Below are 16650 nucleotides of genomic sequence, written 5' to 3'. Positions count from 1 at the left end.
CATGGCCCAGGGTCAGATCCGCCAGGCCGTTGCGACCGCATCCTGCGCCTCGCGGGCGCCGGTTTCGGCGTTCCAGTAGCCGGCCGTTGCGCCAGAGACGGCGCCGAGAATGATCGCCGTCGCCGCGATCCAGGTGATGTGCGATGCCATGGCAGGCTCCCCCATAGGGCCGCCCGGGATCGTCCCGGGCCGGCGCACTTTGCGCGGGAAGCGCCCCTGCGCAAAATCGGGGCGCGGATTGGCGCGGGCCGGGAAACAAAGCCCGGCGCGGCGCGCGGATTGGGCGCGTGTCAGGCGTCGTCGACCGGGGGCAGCCCGTTCCGGGCGGCGATGAAATCGGCCAGCATCGGCACGTAGCGGTCGCCCTCGCCCTCGGCCTCCATCCCCGCGAAGGCGTTGCGGACCGCGCCCTGCACGGGGTTCACCGCCCCCACGGCGAGGGCGAGATTGGCGAGGTAGCGCATATCCTTCGCCGCGTTCCGGATCGAGAAGCGGTGGGCATCCTCGTCGCGTTCGAGCGTGTATTTCATGAAGGTTTCGTAGAAGCCGTTCGAGAGCCGGCCGGGGCGGATCACGTCATCGACCTGCTGGGCGGTGAGGCCGGATTTGCGGGCGATGGCGAGCGCTTCGGAATAGAGCGCGCCGTAGCCCATGGCGATGAAGTTGTTGATGAGCTTCATCTTGTGGCCAAGCCCCACGGGCCCGAGATGCACGATGTTCGCCGCCCAGCAGGCGAGGACGGGACGGATCGCCGCGAAGGTTTCGGGATCGGCGCCGACCATGGTGTCGAGCGTGCCCGCCTCGGCCTCCTTCGGTGTGCGGGCGAGGGGGGCGTCGACGAGGATCATCCCCGCCGCGGCAAGCTCATCCGCGAGTTGCAGCGTGCTGACGGGATCGGAGGTGGAGCAGTCGATGACGATAAGCCCCGCCTTGCCGCTGGCGAGGATGCCGTCGGGGCCGCGGATCACGCCTTCGACCTCGGGGCTGCCCGAGACGCAGATGTGGAGGATGTCGACCGCTTCGGCCATCTCGCGGGGTGTCTTCGCCTCGGTCGCGCCGCGCCCGATCAGATCCTCGACCGGGGCGCGGTTGCGATGCGCCATCACGGTGAGGGGGTGGCCCTTTTCGAGCAGGTTCTTCGCGATGCCGTGGCCCATGAGCCCGACCCCGATGACGCCTGTGTTTGCCTTGTCCATGTGATGACCTCCCCGATTTCAGGTGTTTCCCTTCCGGGTGATACGCGGCGGGGGGACGGGGGGAAAGCGGTTTCCCCGCGCTGGTGCGCGGCGATCCATGTGGGGCGCTGCCCGTCGCCATTGTCGCTCGGACCAATGGCGCTTCAATGACGACCCCGGAGTATTTCCACCAAAATGAAGGGTTATTCGGCGGCGAGCGGTGTCGCGTCTTCGCGGCCGATCGCGGTGATTTCGGCGACGATGCCTTCGATCAGCTGGCGGAAGGATTTGAAGTTGGCGTTGGGGCGGATGCGCGCCTCGTCCATGTAGAGCGAGCGGTCGATTTCGACCTGGATCACGTGCTGCCCGCGGGAGGGGCGGCCGTAGCGCTGGGCCGAGAAGGCGCCCGCGAAGGGGGCGTTGCGGATGACCGAGAGGCCGGCGGCGGCGAAGGCCGCCTCGATCCTGTCCACCACCGCGCCGCCGGCGGCCGCGCCGAACCTGTCGCCCAGCACGATATCGGGGCGGATGCCCTTGGGGTGCACGACGTTTTCCAGCGCCTCGTGAGGCATGGAATGGCAATCGACGAGAATCGCCTCGTCGAAGTGGCGAACCGTGTTTTTCAGGAGCGTGTCGAGCGCCTGGTGATAGGGATACCAGTGTTCGCGGATGCGCTGATCGGCCTCGCGGCGCGAAAGCTTGCCGCGATAGATCGCGCGGCCGTTCGCCACCACGCGGGGCACGACGCCGAGGCCGGAGCTGACGCGCGGGTTGTGGCCGGTGGAGCGGACGTCTTCGATCAGCGCGGGGTCGAGTTCCTCGGCCGAGCGGTTGAAATCGATATAGGCGCGCGGCGAACGCGCCGCGAGCAGCGGCGACCCGAAGCGGGGCGCGCAATCGAAGAGGAGATCGACGAAGGCATCTTCGGAGGAGCGAATCGTCTGCTGGTCGAGGATGCTGCGGCGCAGGAAGGAGGCCGGGTAATCGCGGCCCGAATGCGGGGATGCAAAGAGCACGGAGGTTGTCTGAGCCTCCGGCATCGCCAGTTCGTATGCTGCCAGCATTCCTGTCCTTTCGTCCCTCGCGCGGTGACTATAGACCGAAGCCATGCGCTGCCAAAAGGCCTTGCAGTCACGAAGCCTCTCTTTTATAGACCCGGGCACCGGCGCGGGAAGGGAACTTCGCGCGTCTTGTTCTTTGGGCAGGACCGGGCCTTGGGCCCGACCGGGACGGGCGGTTAGCTCAGCGGTAGAGCACTACGTTGACATCGTAGGGGTCACTGGTTCGATCCCAGTACCGCCCACCATCGAGAGCGCTGCCGGGCGACCGGCGGCAGAGGTTCATCCGAGGCGCGACGCGCCCGCGACTGCAGGAGAAGACCGATGAAGGTTCGGAATTCGCTTCGCTCGCTGAAAAACCGGCATCGCGACTGTCGTGTCGTCCGCCGGAAGGGCCGGGTCTATGTGATCAACAAGACCCAGCGCCGGTTCAAGGCGCGGCAGGGCTGAGGCCCGGTTTCCGCGCCGGTTTAGGCCGGCCAGTGAGAGAAAGGCCGCCCCGTCGAGGGCGGCCTTTTCGGTTTTGGGGGGCGCAACGCCGTCCCGGGCCCGACCCGGGACCTCGCTGCGCGGTCAGAACAGGAAGTCGGTGTCGTCGAGATCGGTGATCGACACCCCGGTCAGCCGGATCTGATCGCCGCCCGCGCCGGTGATCACCGCGTCCGCGCCGTCCTGAGTGAGATGGTTGTTCGACAGATCGTCGAAATCGGTGATCGCGGTCACGCCCGAGAGATCGATCTTCTCGAAGACGTTCAGCGCCTCGAAATCGACGATCGTGTCGGACCCGTGGCCATCGGCGAAAACGAAGGTGTCGGCATTGAAATTGCCGCCCAGATTGTCGTTGCCCGCGCCGCCGAAGAAACGGTCGTTGCCCGCGTCGCCGTAGAGGTTGTCGGCCTGGTTGCCGCCCCACATCTGGTCGTCGCCGTCGCCGCCCCGGAGAAGATCGAACCCGCCGTCGCCCCAGAGCATGTCGTCGCCCGCGCCCCCGAGAAGCGTATCTTCTTCGGTTCCGCCCCGGATGATGTCGTCATCCGCGCCGCCCGAGAGCCAGTCGTCGCCCGCGTCGCCGAAGAGCCGGTCGCGCCCCTCGTCGCCATGGAAGGTGTCGTTGCCGGCACCACCGTAAAGGCTGTCGGCCTGGGCGCCGCCGAAGCCCGTGTCATCGCCCGCGCCGCCGTTGAGCGTATCGAACCCGGCGCCGCCCAGGAGCGTGTCGTTGCCGTCGCCGCCGTTGAGCGTGTCTTCGGCAATGCCGCCGTCGAGCGTGTCGTCGCCCGCGCCGCCCGAGAGCATGTCGTCGCCGCCTTCGCCGAAGATCGTATCGGCGCCGTCCTGCCCGTCGCCGGTGTCGTTGCCGTCGCCGAGCCGCAGGGTGTTGTCGGCCGCGTTGCCCGTCACCGTGTCACTGCCCACGCCCGTCCGGGCCTCTTCGATCACCGTATCGCGGGCGATGACGAGGTTGCCGGTGAGGCCGAGCACATCGGAGACCGCCTCTGACCGGAGGTCGAGCCGCTGCGCGAACGCGCTGTGCGACAGGTCGATCACGTCGCGCCCGCCGCTGTCGAGAAGGGTGAGCGCCGTGGGGGCGGAAAGATCCGTCCAGGTATCGAGATAGGTGCCGGAATTGCCGCCGAGCCCGTAGACGGTATCGCCCGAGCGGGTGGCGGCCACGCCGTAGAGCGACTGGATCGCCAGGATATCGGCGAGCATGGGCGTGACGACATAGGCGAAGCTGGCGTCGACCGCGGTGTTTTCGGCCTGGTCGAAATAGGACATCACGCTCATCTGCCAGCTGTCGTTGGCATAGAGGTTGTCGGCCCCGTAGCTGGCGCCGCCGTTGTAGGGCCCGGCATGGCCGAGGCCGAGGGCGTGGCCGATCTCGTGCAGGTAGGTCTGGAAGCCGTAGCTGTCGATCCGGTCGTTGGTGCCGATCCAGGAGGTGCTGACGTTCACGAAGGAGGAGACGATCGTGCCGTCGCCGTAATAGCTGAACTGTGCGTAGGCGCCGGGGTTGTTGTCGTCGAAGGTGATATGGGCCGTGCTGGTGGTTTCCTGGAAGAAGATGCCGGTGATATCGCTCCAGGCATCAAGCGCGGCTTCGGCCAGGGTGCGGCCGTAGATGTTGAGGCCCGAAAGGTTGACCAGAAGCGTCCCGCCGACCGACACGTTGAACGACAGCGGGCCTGCCCCCCAGTAGCCGGTGGTCAGGTAGGTGGCCACCTGATCGGCCGACCAGACCGCGGTGGACCCGGCGGTTGCGTCGCCGTCGCCGGTGGTCTGCCCGTCCTGCACCGCGTCGCGGTAGGGGCAGGTATCGTCATAGGGGCGGAGCGCCATACAGGTTGTGCACATGGCCTAGCCCTCCGACACGGGGAAACGGGCCGGGCCGGGCCGGTCATGGAAATTGGAGTTTGTCACGCGAAGCTCCCGTCACTCGTTAGATCCGGGTAGCAGGAAGCCCTCAAAGAAGCCTGAATCGTGGCGTGTCCGGCACGATCCGGTGAAGATTGTCTAGAATTTTAGGAAAGCCTCGGCGGCTCGGGGTTTGCGGCTCAGGGTTCGGGATCGAACACCGTCTTCCGGCCCAGCGTGTCGCCGGGTTCGAGTTTCGGGGTGAGTTCGATGTGCTGGCCCGCCGTGGCCGTGCCTTCGGCGATCGAGCCCTTCACGATTTCCGCCGCCGCCTTGCCGATTTCGCGGCGCATCGCGTTCATGGTCGCGAGGCGGGTGGGGAAGCCGTTGAGCATGTTGAGCCCGTTGAAGCCCGCAAGCCCGATCCGGCCCGGGATTTCGAGCCCCTGTTCGATGCACCAGAGCATCCCGCCCAGACCGATCAGGTCGTTCGAGTAGTAGAGGAAATCAAGCTCGGGCGAGCGTTCGAGCATGGTCTGCGTCATCTCGCGGCCCTTCACGAGGGCGGAGCCGCCATCGTAGAATTCCTGGTCCATCACCTCGAGCCCGGCTTTGGCCAGCGCCTCGGTGAAGCCCTCGAACCGTTTGCGGGCGCGGTGGTCGAGCGGCATCTTGGTGCCGAGAAAGCCGATCTTCGTATAGCCGCCCTTCACGATCGCGCGCGCCATTTCGCGGCCCGCGCGGCGGTGGCTGATGCCGACGACGCTGTCGATGGGCCGCCCGTCGGTATCCATGATCTCGACCACCGGAATGCCGGAGGCGGCGAGCATGGCGCGGCTGGCCTCGGTATGTTCGATCCCGGCCACGATGACGCCCGAGGGCCGCCAGGAGAGCATTTCGTAAAGCACCTGTTCTTCGCGTTCGGGCCGGTAATGGGTGACGCCGACGACCGGTTGCAGGGGCCCGTCCTCGAGCCCTTCGCTGATGCCCGACAGAACCTCGGGGAAGACCATGTTCGACAGGCTCGGGATGATCACCGCGACGAGGTTGACCCGGCTGGAGGCGAGCGCGCCCGCGATCTTGTTCGGCACGTAGCCCAGATCGCGCGCCGCAGTCAGCACCTTCTCGCGGGTCGTCGTGCTGACGTCGCCGCGGTTGCGCAGAACCCGGCTGACCGTCATCTCGCTGACGCCGGATGCTTCGGAAACATCCTTCAGCGTCAGGGGTCTGTTCGATTTCCTGGTGAGTTTCTCGGTCATGGGAGGGCCCCGGGCGTGCAGTCTCGTTAACGCTAACGCCCCCATCAATGCACGGCGGCACCAGTTCTTGCAAGAGACCATCGCCCTCGCCGTGCCCCCTTGAACCGGCGCGCGCGGACGGGCAACAAGAGCGTGGCTGGGCCCCGTAGCTCAGGGGATAGAGCAACCGCCTCCTAAGCGGTGGGTCATAGGTTCGAATCCTATCGGGGCCGCCAGCCGATCCGTTCGCCGCCTATTCGGCCGGGCTGAAGCCGGTGATGAGCTGGCGAAGCCCGAGCGCCGCGCCGGCGAAGATCGCGGCGAAGGCGACGGGGGCGCTGTAGGCGAGGACGGAGAAGGCCGCGATGCCCTGGCCGATGCTGCAGCCCACGGCGAGGACGGCGCCGCCGCCCATCAGCACCGCGCCGAAGATCTGGCGGCGAAGCTCGCGCGGGTCTTCGCAGGCCTCCCAGCGGAAATGGCCCTTGGAATAGCTGCCGAGGACGGCGCCGATCACCACGCCCAGCACCGAGCCCACGCTGAAGGAGAGCGCATTGCCGCTGGCCGTCATGCTCCAGAAGATCGTGTCGCCGATGGGCGTGGCGAAGCGGTGGGTTTCGATGGGTTCGTTGCCGAAGCCCGTCTGGGCGATCCAGGCGGTGCCGATCCAGCCCGATACGACGGCGAGGCCGACGACGGTGCCCCAGAAGACATGGCCCGGGGATCTGAGCATGCCGCCGCCCGCCATGGCGACGACGACGAGGGCGCCGCCGATCAGAAGCCCCGTGAGGGTGGGCGAGAGCCCGGCGGAGGTCGCGAGCTGGCTGAAGCCCTGCGGGGTTTCGGGCATCATCTCGACCGGAAAGAGGAAGACGCGCGCATAGGCGAGCGGCCCCGACATCACCACGTAGGCCGAAAGCCCCATCACCATGACGATCACGAGAGAGCGCATATCGCCCCCGCCGAGCCGCGCCAGCGCGCCGTAGCCGCAATTGCCCGACAGCGCCATGCCGTAGCCGAAGGCGAGGCCGCCCAGGACGGTGGCAAGCGGGTTCCAGACCTGATCGAGATAGGCGGTTTCGGCCCCGTCGAGGAGGCCCTGCGCCATCGCCAGATGCGCGCCGATCACCGCCACGCCGACGGCGATCCCCCACATCCGCATGCGCCGGTTGTCCGATGAATACAGAACGTCTTCGATCGCGCCGAGGGTGCAGAATCGCCCTATCCGCGCCGCGAGGCCCAGCGCGATCCCCCCAACGAGCCCGACCAGCGCGGCGGCATTCGCCTCGCCCAGCAGCTCAAGCATGTTCCCCTCCCACACGGGCCGGAGGATTCGTTGCCCCCGGGTGTCAGTCTTCCGACCGGCAGAACAGATCGTAGACGACTTCCATGATCTGTCGCGGACGGTCGTCTGTCAAACTGTAGTAGATCGCCTTGCCGTCGCGTCGCGGGGTCACGAGCCCTTCGAGGCGGAGGCGCGTGAGCTGCTGCGAGACCGCCGCCTGGCGGGCGGAGAGCAGATCTTCAAGCTCGGTCACCGATTTTTCGCCCGAGGCGAGGTGGCAGAGGATCATCAGACGCCCCTCGTGGCTGATCGCCTTGAGGAAGTTCGACGCGCGCTGGGCGTTCCGGACCATCCTTTCCATGTCCTCGCGGCACATGTTTTCGTCGAACACCGGAAGGCGTGACGGCTGGTCGGGGTTTGCGTTGGCGTCGAGAGACATTGGGTTCACCCTGTCGTGTCCAGTGGAATTTCCGCGTCGTCCAGCAGCTTCGTCAGAAGCCACCAGAAGAAATCCTCGCCCGGGTAGCCTTCGATGCGCCCGAGTTCCGCGCCGTCGCGCACGAGGATGAATGTGGGGGTGAACCGGACGCGGGAGGCGAGGGTGACCCCTTCCGGCGTCTCGCTGTGCAGATCGAAGCGTTCGAGCGGTGCGGCCCGGCCTTCGGGCGTCTTTGGATAGATATGGGCGATCTCGGCGTTCCAGCGCGCGCACCAGGTGCAGCCATGTTCCTCGGCCATCAGAAGCCTGACCTCGGCCGAGGCGGCGAGGGGCAGGCTCAGAAGCCCGGCGACGAGAAGCGTCAAAAGTGTTTTCACGACCTTATCCTGATTGACGGACCATACCGCGAAACATAATCTAATAATTGAATATTTCAGCGATGTGGGCATTCGTCAATGTTTGACGTGACTTTTTTCGGCGCCTTCGTCGCCGGCCTCTTGTCGTTCCTGTCGCCCTGCATCCTGCCGATGGTGCCGTTCTACCTGAGCTATCTTGGCGGCGTGGGCATGAACCAGGTGACGGCGGGCGGTGCCGTCACGGGGGCCGTGCGGGCGCGCGCCGTCCTGGCCGCGACGCTGTTCGCGCTGGGCGTCATCACCGTTTTCATGGGCCTTGGGGCGACCGCGACGATCTTCGGGCAGATGGTGCGCGAATGGTTCGACGTGCTGCGCTGGATCGCGGCGGCGATCATCATCGCGATGGGCCTGCATTTCCTTGGCGTGATCAAGATCGGTATCCTCTATCGCCAGTTCCGGTCGGAGGCGGGGGATACGTCGAATGCCGGGCTGCTGGGCGCCTATGTGATCGGGCTGGCCTTCGCCTTTGGCTGGACGCCCTGCGTGGGGCCGGTGCTGGCGGCGATTCTCTTCATGGCCGGCGCGCAGGGCAGCGCGGGCCAGGGGGCGGCGCTTCTGTTCACCTACGGGGTGGGGATGACGGCGCCGTTCATCCTGGCGGCGCTGTTCATCGGGCCGTTCATGGCCTGGATGAAGCGATTTCGGAAGCACCTTGGTACGGTGGAGAAGGCGATGGGCGTTCTGCTGATCGTCTTCGGCATCCTGATCGCGACGAATACGATCAATTACATTGCTTTCTGGCTTCTGGAGACCTTTCCGGTCTTCAGCGCCGTTGGGTGAGAGGAGGAGAGAATGAAACGATTTCTGATGGTGGTGACGGCGATTCTGCTGGCGGGCGGGGTGCAGGCGGCGGAACTGGGGGATGACGGGCTGCACAAGGCGCCCTGGATGCGGGAGACGTTCAAGGATCTGTCGGAAGACCTTGAGGAGGCGCAGGCCGAGGGCAAGCGGCTTCTGCTGATGGTGGAGCAGCGCGGGTGCAGCTATTGCGCGAAGATGCACAAGGAGGTTTACCCCGACCCCGATGTGACCGCGATGCTTCAGGACACGTTCTTCGTGGTGCAGCTGAACCTGCATGGCGATATCGAGGTGACCGATTTCGACGGCGAGGTGATGCCCGAGAAGGACATGATCCGGAAGTGGGGTGTCATGTTCACGCCGACTCTCATGTACATCGCCGAAGATGTGGAGGAAGGGCAGTCCGCGGCGCAGGCGGCGGTGGCGATGATGCCGGGCGCCTTTGCCAAGGGCACCACCATCGACCTGATGACCTGGGTCGCGGAAAAGCGCTATCTTCTTGACGGAGATGAGGATTTCCAGCGCTACCACGCGCGCCGCGTGCAGGAACGCAACGATAGATCGACCGACTGAGCGCGCAACCATGAGGAGCAATAATTCATTTAATTGAATTTGTTGTTGCGTGATCCGGAATGTGTGCCATAGTCTACTGAAAAACGGCCAAGGGAGGACTCATGAAATATCCGGTCGTCGTGGCAACCCTCGTTGCCCTAACCGCCCCGGCCGTCAGTGCCGGGGAGATCAAGCCGACGGAGGTCGTCTTCGAGGACGGCGCCGTCGCAACGTCGCTGAGCGGTGCGCCAGGCAATCCTGCCGACGGCGAAACGATCATGAACAAGGGGTCGGGCAACTGTATCGCCTGCCATGCGGTCAGTGCGCTATCGCACCTGCCGTTTCATGGCGAGATCGGCCCCCCGCTGGATGGTGTGGCCGATCGCTGGAGCGAGGCCGAGCTTCGCGGCATCGTCGCGAATGCGAAGGTGATGTTCGAAGGCTCGATGATGCCCTCGTTCTACCGCACCGAAGGCTATACCCGCCCCGGCAATGGCTTCACCGGCAAGGCCGCGGAAGGGGAAGTACAGCCGCTTCTGACCGCGCAGCAGGTCGAGGATGTGGTGGCCTATCTGATGACGCTCAAGGAAAACTGAGCAGGAGGAACCAATGACATTTACAAGACGTAAACTGATGGCCCTCGGGGCGAGCGCCGCGGCCGCCGCCCTTCTGCCGATCCGCGCTTTCGCGGCGGTCGAAGAGGTGGGTGCGATCGCGGATTTCACCGGCGGCGCGGCCGTGGGTGAAGGCGGCATCACGATCGATGCGCCGGAAATCGCGGAGAACGGCAACACCGTTCCGATCTCGGTCAGCGCGCCGGGCGCGGTTGAAGTGCGGCTTTATGCCGACGGCAACCCGCTTCCGGGTGTCGCGACCTTCCGGTTCGGCCCGCTGTCGGCCTCGCAGACCGCGTCGACGCGGATCCGGCTTGCCGGGTCGCAGAACGTCGTCGCCGTGGCGAAAATGGCGGACGGCAGTTTCATGCAGGCCAGCGTGCCTGTGAAAGTCACCATCGGCGGCTGCGGCGGCTGAGCGAAAGGAGAGGGCGACATGGCAAACAAAGTCAAACCCCGCGTTAAAGTTCCTTCGTCCGCCAGCGCCGGCGAGGCGATCACCATCAAGACGCTGATCAGCCACCAGATGGAATCGGGCCAGCGGAAGGATTCGGACGGGAACGTCATCCCGCGGTCGATCATCAACCGCTTCACCGCCGAGTTCAACGGGCAGACCGTGATCGACGTGGTGCTGGCGCCCGCGATCTCGACCAACCCTTATTTCGAGTTCGAGGCCGTGGTGCCGGAATCGGGTGACTTCACCTTCACCTGGTACGACGACACGGGCGATGTCTACACCGAGACCAAGAGCGTCGAGGTCAGCTGAGACCGGCGGAACGGGAGGAAAACCATGAGAAGACTAACGGGAGGGGTCCTTTCCGCCACTGTGCTTGGCTTCGCGCTTTCGGGTGCGGCCCATGCCCAGCCGGATGACGATTCGCTTGTCGTGAACGACGAGACCGAAATCGCGACGGAAGTCGCGGCACCGGCGCATCTCGACGGGGCGCTTGGCGGCACGATATATTCGGGCTGGCGGTTCCGCACCGACGAGACGCAGGCATTGCAGATGGATGACTTCGACAACCCGTCGATGCTGTTCGTCGATCAGGCGATGGATGCGTTCAACACCGCTGACGGGAGCGAGGGGAAATCCTGCGCGTCCTGTCACGAGGGGCCCGAGGAGTTCAAGGGCCTGACCGCGAGCATGCCGAAGGTGATCAACGGCAAGCTGACGACGATGGAAGACCTGATCAACAGCCACCGCGCCGAGAAGATGGGCGCGGAGCCGTTGAAGTGGTCGGGCGACGAGATGCAGGCCATGGTGGCGCTGATCGGGCTGCAATCCCGCGGGATGCCCATGGATGTCGCGATCGATGGCGAGGCTGCGCCCTACTGGGAGCAGGGCAAGGAGATGTACTACACCCGCTACGGGCAACTCGAACTCTCCTGCGCGAACTGCCACGAGGACAACTGGGGCAACATGATCCGGGCCGACCACCTGAGCCAGGGCCAGATCAACGGCTTCCCGACCTATCGTCTGAAGCAGGCCAAGCTGATCTCGAAGCACAACCGTTTCCGCGGCTGTATTCGCGATACGATGGCCGAGACCTTCGCGGAAGGTTCGGATGAGTTCCGGGCGCTCGAGCTTTACGTCGCCTCGCGGGGCAACGGGCTTTCGGTCGAAACGCCGGCCGTCCGCCAGTAACCTGAGCGCCCGCGCCCCCCGTTTTCCGGGGGCGCGGGCGTTTTCACTTTCATCGCATTCATAAATGCGAATTTGATATGGAGTTGACCCCATGATCTCGCGCCGCGATTTCCTTCAGGTCGGTATGGCGGCCTCGGCCATCGTCGGGGGCTCTGGCTTCGGCAACTGGGCGCGGCTGGCCGCGCAGCAGGCGCTGACCCAGGACCAGCTTCTTCAGTTCGACACGTTCGGGAATGTCTCGCTGATCCACATCACGGACATCCACGCGCAGCTGAAGCCGATCTACTTCCGCGAACCCTCGGTGAACCTGGGCGTGGGCGCGAATGCCGGCGCGGTGCCGCACCTGACGGGGGCGGATTTCCGGCGCTTCTACGGGATCGACGACGGTTCGCCGTCGCATTACGCGCTGTCGTCGGGCGATTTCGCGGCGCTGGCGGATATGTATGGCCGGGTCGGCGGGCTCGATCGCGTGTCGACGGTGATCAAGGCGATCCGGGCCGACCGGCCCGATGCGCTTCTGCTGGATGGCGGCGACACATGGCACGGATCCTACACCTGCTATCACACCGAAGGGCAGGACATGGTCAACGTGATGAACGCGCTTCGGCCGGACGCGATGACCTTCCACTGGGAGTTCACGCTGGGCACCGACCGGGTGACGGAGCTTGTGGAGGGCCTGCCCTTCGCGGCGCTTGGCCAGAACATCTTCGACGCGGAATGGGATGAGCCGATGCTCGACCTCTTCCCGCCCTATACGTTCTTCGAGCGGGGCGGGGCGAAGATCGCGGTGATCGGCCAGGCCTTCCCCTATATGCCGATCGCGAACCCGCGCTGGATGTTCCCCGAATTCACCTTCGGCATCCGCGACGAGAACATGGCCGCGATGGTGGACGAAGTGCGCTCGCAAGGCGCCGATTGCGTTGTCGTGCTGTCGCATAACGGGTTCGACACCGACAAGAAGATGGCCGGGATCGTGCCGGGGATCGATGTGATCCTGTCGGGGCATACCCATGACGCGCTGCCCGAACCGGTGCTCGTGGGGCAGACGGTGATCGTGCCTTCGGGATCGAACGGGAAATTCGTGAGCCGGATCGACCTGGACGTGCGGGACGGGAAGATGATGGGATACAAGCACAAGCTGATCCCGATCTTTTCGGACGTGATCACGCCCGATCCGGAGATGACGGCGATCATCGATGCCGAACGCGCGCCCCATATCGACACGCTGTCGGAAGTCATCGGGCAGACCGACGGCACGCTTTACCGCCGGGGCAACTTTAACGGCACCTGGGACGACCTGATCTGCGAGGCGCTTCTGTCGGAGCGTGATGCCGAGATCGCGCTGTCGCCCGGCGTGCGCTGGGGGCCGTCGATGGTGCCGGGGCAGGAGATCACGAGGGAAGACATCTGGAACGTCACCTCGATGACCTACCCGGAAGCCTATCGCACAAAAATGACGGGCGAATTCCTGAAGATCGTGCTGGAGGACGTGGCCGACAACATCTTCAACCCCGATCCCTATCTTCAGCAGGGGGGCGACATGGTGCGCACCGGCGGCCTTGGCTACCGGATCGATGTGAACAAACCCCAGGGCGAGCGGATCAGCAACATGACGCTTCTGGCGACGGGCGAGGCGATCGACCCGGGCCGGAGCTATGTCGTGACCGGGTGGGCGAGCGTCAACGAAGGCACCGAAGGCCCGCCGATCTGGGATGTGGTGGAGGCCCATATCCGCAAACAGGGCACGGTGACGGTGACGCCCAACACCTCGGTCGAGGTGGTGATGTGAGGCGCGCGAAACGGACTGGACAGAAAGAGGTTTCAGCATGAACGGCAAGACGACACGCCGGGGTATACTGAAGGGTGGGGCGGCGATGACCGCCGGGCTTGCGGCCGGGAGCGCCAGTGCGGCGGAGCCCGATCCCCTGATCACCGAAGTGCAGGACTGGGCGATGTACACCGGAGCGGGTGTCGACGAAGTGCCCTATGGCCTGCCGATCGAATATGAAAGCGACGTGATCCGGCGGAACGTCGAGTGGCTGACGGCGGGGCCGATCTCGTCGATCAACTTCACGCCGATCCATGCGCTGGACGGGACGATCACGCCGCAGGGCTGTGCCTTCGAGCGGCACCATTCGGGGGCGATCTCGCTTCGGAAGGAAGATTACCGGCTGATGATCAACGGGCTTGTGGATACGCCCCTGGTGTTCACCTATGCCGATCTGGAACGCTTCCCGCGCGAGACGCATGTCTATTTCTGCGAATGCGCCGCGAACACCGGCATGGAATGGGCGGGCGCGCAGCTGAATGGCGCGCAGTTCACCCATGGCATGATTCACAACATGGAATATACCGGCGTGCCGTTGAGGACGCTTCTGAAGGAAGCGGGCCTCGATGCGGCGGGCGATCTGGCGGGCAAGTGGGTTTATGTCGAAGGGGCGGATGCCTCGTCGAACGGCCGGTCGATCCCGATGGAAAAGGCGCTGGACGACGTGCTGGTGGCGTTCAAGGCCAATGGGGAGGCGCTTCGCAAGGAGCACGGGTACCCGGTGCGCCTGGTGGTGCCGGGCTGGGAAGGCAACCTTTGGGTCAAGTGGCTACGCCGTGTCGAGGTGCTGGATGCCGCGGTGGAAAGCCGCGAGGAAACCTCGAAATACACCGATGTCATGGAAGACGGATCGGCGCGGAAATGGACATGGGTGATGGATGCCAAATCGGTCATCACCTCGCCCAGCCCGCAATCGCCGATCACCCACGGGCCGGGGCCCCTGGTGATTTCGGGCCTCGCCTGGTCGGGCCACGGGCGGATCACGCGGGTCGACGTGACGACCGATGGCGGCGTCACCTGGCAGACCGCGCGGCTTGGCCGGCAGGGCGATGCGAAGGCGCTGACGCGGTTCTACCTCGATATCGAGTGGGACGGGTCGGAAATGCTGCTTCAGTCCCGCGCGATGGACGAGACGGGATACGTTCAGCCGACGAAGGACCAGCTGCGCGAGATGCGCGGGGAAAATTCGGTCTACCACAATAACGGGATCCAGACCTGGTATATCAATTCGGAAGGAGCGGCTGAGAATGTCGAAATCTCCTAACGTCATCATCCCCGCAATCGGGGGGTTCGCGCTGATGGTCGGGGTCGCCTATGGCGTGGCCTCGCGCGATTACGGCGCGGACAAGATCGAGCGGCTGGAACAACGAGCAGAGGCGGCCGAGGCGCAGGCAGGCGCGGCCGCCGAAGGCGCGAGCGAGGCGGCGGCGCGGGCCGCCGAGCTTGACGCGCGGATTGCCGAGATACAGGCGGAGGCGGAAGTGCGGCTGGCGAGCGGCGGCACCGTCAACGCCCCCGTGCCGGAGCGCGCGGACGGATATGGCCTGGGTCGCGCGGCCCTGCCCGAAGAGATCGCGGCCTGGAATGTCGACGTTCTGCCCGACGGGCGGGGCCTGCCCGAGGGGCGTGGCGACGTCTGGACCGGCGAGGAAGTGTTTTCCGAGAAATGCGCGGCCTGCCACGGCGAATTCGCCGAGGGCGTAGGCAACTGGCCGGTGCTGGCGGGCGGGTTCGACACGCTGGACGACCGCGACCCGGTGAAGACGGTGGGGTCGTACTGGCCGCACCTGTCGACGGTCTGGGATTACGTGCACCGTTCGATGCCCTTCGGCGCGGCGCAGACGCTGACCGATGACGAGGTTTACGCGATCACCGCCTATATCCTTTATTCGAACAACATGGTGGATGACGATTTCGAGCTGAGCCACGAGAACTTCACCGAAGTCTCGATGTACAATGCCGATGGCTTCTTCGTGGATGACCGGGCCGAGACGGAATATCCGGTTCTGAGCCAGGAGCCTTGCATGGAAGGCTGCAAGGAGAGCGTGGAGATCACCAAGCGCGCCTCGTTCCTCGATGTGACGCCCGATACCGAAGAGGCGGCCGCCGAGGCGGAAGAGGTGTTCGAGGAAGCTTCTGCCGCCCCTGCCGCCGAGGCGGACACCGAGATGGCCGCGGCCGGACCGGACCCGGCGCTGGTGGCTGAAGGTGAGAAAGGGTTCAAGAAATGCGCCGCCTGCCACCAGATCGGCGAAGGGGCGAAGAACCGCTCTGGCCCGCATCTGAACGGCGTGATGGGCCGGACGATCGGCGGGATCGACGGGTTCCGCTATTCCGGCACCTTCCAGTCCGCCGCCGACGAGGGCCGGGTCTGGGACGAGGAGAGCCTGTCGGCCTTCCTGGCGGCGCCGCGCGATTACATGAGCGGCACGAAGATGTCCTTCGCCGGGCTGAAAAGCGAGGACGAGATCGAGGCGATGATTGCCTACCTCCGCGCGGCCGGGGGATGAGGGCCCGGGCGGGGGCCCTGACAAGAGGCGCCGCGCTGGCGTTTCTGTCAGGTGTCTCCGCCGCCCATGCCGCCGAGACCGGATCGGTTGAGAACGGCGAGCGCCTGTTCGCCGAATGCGCCGGGTGCCACGAGGTGGGGCAGGGCGCGCGGCACCGGATCGGCCCGCACCTGAACGGCCTCTTCGGCCGCAGGGCGGGGAGTTTGGACGACTTCCGCTATTCGAAAAGCCTCGCCCGGGTGGGGGCGAACGGGATCGAATGGCATGCCGATACGCTGGACGCCTATATCGAGAACCCGCGCACCTTCGCGTCGGGCACGCGGATGAGCTATCCCGGCATGAAGGATGCCGCAGAGCGCGCGGATCTTCTGGCCTATCTGCGGCTCTTCTCGGCCAATCCTTCGGATATCCCCGAGGCCGATCCGACCGCGCGGGGCACCGATCACAGCGTTGACCCCGCGATCCTCGCGCTCGAAGGAGATGCCGAGTACGGTGAGTACCTGTCGTCGGAATGCACGACCTGCCACCAGGCGAGCGGGGGGGATGCCGGCATCCCGTCGATCGTCAGCTGGCCGGAGGAGGATTTCGTGGTCGCGATGCATGCCTATCGCGACGGGGTGCGGCTGAACCCGGTGATGCAGATGATCGCCGGACGCCTGTCGCCGGAAGAGATTGCCGCCCTGGCGGCGTATTTCGAGGGTCTTGGCCCGTAAGTCATTCAGATCGTGGGAGGATAT

At 65.4% G+C, this 16650-nt stretch carries 19 protein-coding genes and 2 tRNA genes; 13 read left to right on the top strand and 8 right to left on the bottom strand.

The window, feature by feature from the left end:
• Window positions 1–12: 12 nt before the first annotated feature.
• From RXV90_RS04825 to RXV90_RS04815, 3 genes are all read right to left on the bottom strand, one after another.
• Window positions 13–150 (bottom strand): hypothetical protein, encoded by a 138-nt coding sequence (locus RXV90_RS04825; protein ID WP_316647254.1) that lies wholly within the window; start codon window positions 148–150, stop codon window positions 13–15.
• A gap of 140 nt (window positions 151–290) precedes the next feature.
• Window positions 291–1196, bottom strand: coding sequence for an NAD(P)-dependent oxidoreductase (locus RXV90_RS04820; RefSeq protein ID WP_316647253.1), 906 nt, complete (start codon window positions 1194–1196; stop codon window positions 291–293).
• 182 nt (window positions 1197–1378) lie between these two features.
• On the bottom strand, window positions 1379–2239 hold the full coding sequence (locus tag RXV90_RS04815) for an N-formylglutamate amidohydrolase (protein ID WP_316647250.1): 861 nt from the start codon (window positions 2237–2239) through the stop codon (window positions 1379–1381).
• 167 nt (window positions 2240–2406) lie between these two features.
• Here RXV90_RS04815 and RXV90_RS04810 point away from each other — a divergent pair.
• Window positions 2407–2481 (top strand) — tRNA-Val (locus tag RXV90_RS04810).
• Between the two features lie 76 nt (window positions 2482–2557).
• A complete protein-coding gene (ykgO, locus tag RXV90_RS04805; RefSeq protein ID WP_005850168.1) occupies window positions 2558–2683 on the top strand; it encodes a type B 50S ribosomal protein L36 in 126 nt (41 codons plus the stop codon).
• A gap of 123 nt (window positions 2684–2806) precedes the next feature.
• On the opposite strand, the gene RXV90_RS04800 is transcribed toward ykgO, so the two are convergent.
• Together RXV90_RS04800 and RXV90_RS04795 are read right to left on the bottom strand one after the other, a co-directional pair.
• Window positions 2807–4588 (bottom strand): M10 family metallopeptidase, encoded by a 1782-nt coding sequence (locus tag RXV90_RS04800; RefSeq protein WP_316647235.1) that lies wholly within the window; start codon window positions 4586–4588, stop codon window positions 2807–2809.
• Window positions 4589–4788: 200 nt separating this feature from the next.
• Window positions 4789–5847, bottom strand: a complete 1059-nt coding sequence (locus RXV90_RS04795; RefSeq protein WP_316647234.1) for a LacI family DNA-binding transcriptional regulator — start codon at window positions 5845–5847, stop codon at window positions 4789–4791.
• A 139-nt stretch (window positions 5848–5986) separates the two neighbouring features.
• On the opposite strand from RXV90_RS04795, the gene RXV90_RS04790 reads away from it, so the two are divergent.
• A tRNA-Arg gene (locus RXV90_RS04790) sits at window positions 5987–6062 on the top strand.
• Between the two features lie 17 nt (window positions 6063–6079).
• On the opposite strand, the gene RXV90_RS04785 is transcribed toward RXV90_RS04790, so the two are convergent.
• Genes RXV90_RS04785 through RXV90_RS04775 form a run of 3 tightly spaced genes read right to left on the bottom strand, consistent with a single transcriptional unit; the run spans window position 6080 to window position 7927 of the window.
• A complete protein-coding gene (locus RXV90_RS04785; RefSeq protein ID WP_316647233.1) occupies window positions 6080–7132 on the bottom strand; it encodes a YeeE/YedE family protein in 1053 nt (350 codons plus the stop codon).
• 43 nt (window positions 7133–7175) lie between these two features.
• A complete protein-coding gene (locus tag RXV90_RS04780) occupies window positions 7176–7550 on the bottom strand; it encodes an ArsR/SmtB family transcription factor (RefSeq protein WP_410482344.1) in 375 nt (124 codons plus the stop codon).
• A gap of 5 nt (window positions 7551–7555) precedes the next feature.
• Window positions 7556–7927: a hypothetical protein gene (locus tag RXV90_RS04775; RefSeq protein ID WP_316647232.1), complete on the bottom strand. Its 372-nt coding sequence runs from the start codon at window positions 7925–7927 to the stop codon at window positions 7556–7558.
• A gap of 78 nt (window positions 7928–8005) precedes the next feature.
• Here RXV90_RS04775 and RXV90_RS04770 point away from each other — a divergent pair, with 78 nt between their 5' ends.
• From RXV90_RS04770 to RXV90_RS04725, 10 genes are all read left to right on the top strand, one after another.
• Window positions 8006–8746 carry a cytochrome c biogenesis CcdA family protein gene (locus RXV90_RS04770; protein ID WP_316647230.1) on the top strand — a complete coding sequence of 247 codons (741 nt, stop codon included), beginning with the start codon at window positions 8006–8008 and terminating at the stop codon, window positions 8744–8746.
• Between the two features lie 12 nt (window positions 8747–8758).
• Entirely contained in the window at window positions 8759–9337 is a 579-nt protein-coding gene (locus tag RXV90_RS04765; RefSeq protein ID WP_316647229.1) for a thioredoxin family protein, read from the top strand.
• A 101-nt stretch (window positions 9338–9438) separates the two neighbouring features.
• Window positions 9439–9912 carry a sulfur oxidation c-type cytochrome SoxX gene (soxX, locus tag RXV90_RS04760; RefSeq protein ID WP_316647228.1) on the top strand — a complete coding sequence of 158 codons (474 nt, stop codon included), beginning with the start codon at window positions 9439–9441 and terminating at the stop codon, window positions 9910–9912.
• A gap of 13 nt (window positions 9913–9925) precedes the next feature.
• Entirely contained in the window at window positions 9926–10348 is a 423-nt protein-coding gene (gene soxY, locus RXV90_RS04755) for a thiosulfate oxidation carrier protein SoxY (protein WP_316647226.1), read from the top strand.
• Between the two features lie 18 nt (window positions 10349–10366).
• Window positions 10367–10696 (top strand): thiosulfate oxidation carrier complex protein SoxZ, encoded by a 330-nt coding sequence (gene soxZ, locus RXV90_RS04750; protein WP_316647224.1) that lies wholly within the window; start codon window positions 10367–10369, stop codon window positions 10694–10696.
• Window positions 10697–10720: 24 nt separating this feature from the next.
• Window positions 10721–11575 carry a sulfur oxidation c-type cytochrome SoxA gene (soxA, locus tag RXV90_RS04745; protein ID WP_316647223.1) on the top strand — a complete coding sequence of 285 codons (855 nt, stop codon included), beginning with the start codon at window positions 10721–10723 and terminating at the stop codon, window positions 11573–11575.
• Window positions 11576–11666: 91 nt separating this feature from the next.
• Window positions 11667–13364 (top strand): thiosulfohydrolase SoxB, encoded by a 1698-nt coding sequence (gene soxB / locus RXV90_RS04740; RefSeq protein WP_316647222.1) that lies wholly within the window; start codon window positions 11667–11669, stop codon window positions 13362–13364.
• Window positions 13365–13401: 37 nt separating this feature from the next.
• On the top strand, window positions 13402–14667 hold the full coding sequence (soxC, locus tag RXV90_RS04735) for a sulfite dehydrogenase (RefSeq protein WP_316647220.1): 1266 nt from the start codon (window positions 13402–13404) through the stop codon (window positions 14665–14667).
• Window positions 14651–15913 carry a c-type cytochrome gene (locus RXV90_RS04730; RefSeq protein ID WP_316647219.1) on the top strand — a complete coding sequence of 421 codons (1263 nt, stop codon included), beginning with the start codon at window positions 14651–14653 and terminating at the stop codon, window positions 15911–15913. The genes soxC and RXV90_RS04730 overlap by 17 nt, the downstream gene beginning before the upstream one ends.
• Complete coding sequence (locus RXV90_RS04725) at window positions 15910–16626, top strand: c-type cytochrome (protein ID WP_316647218.1); 717 nt, start codon at window positions 15910–15912, stop codon at window positions 16624–16626. Before RXV90_RS04730 ends, RXV90_RS04725 begins: the two co-directional genes overlap by 4 nt.
• Window positions 16627–16650: the final 24 nt, after the last annotated feature.

The organism is Ovoidimarina sediminis, from assembly GCF_032586175.1.
GTDB classification, from domain to species: Bacteria; Pseudomonadota; Alphaproteobacteria; order Rhodobacterales; family Rhodobacteraceae; genus Ovoidimarina; species Ovoidimarina sediminis.
This window is presented reverse-complemented; position numbering and strand designations above follow the sequence as displayed.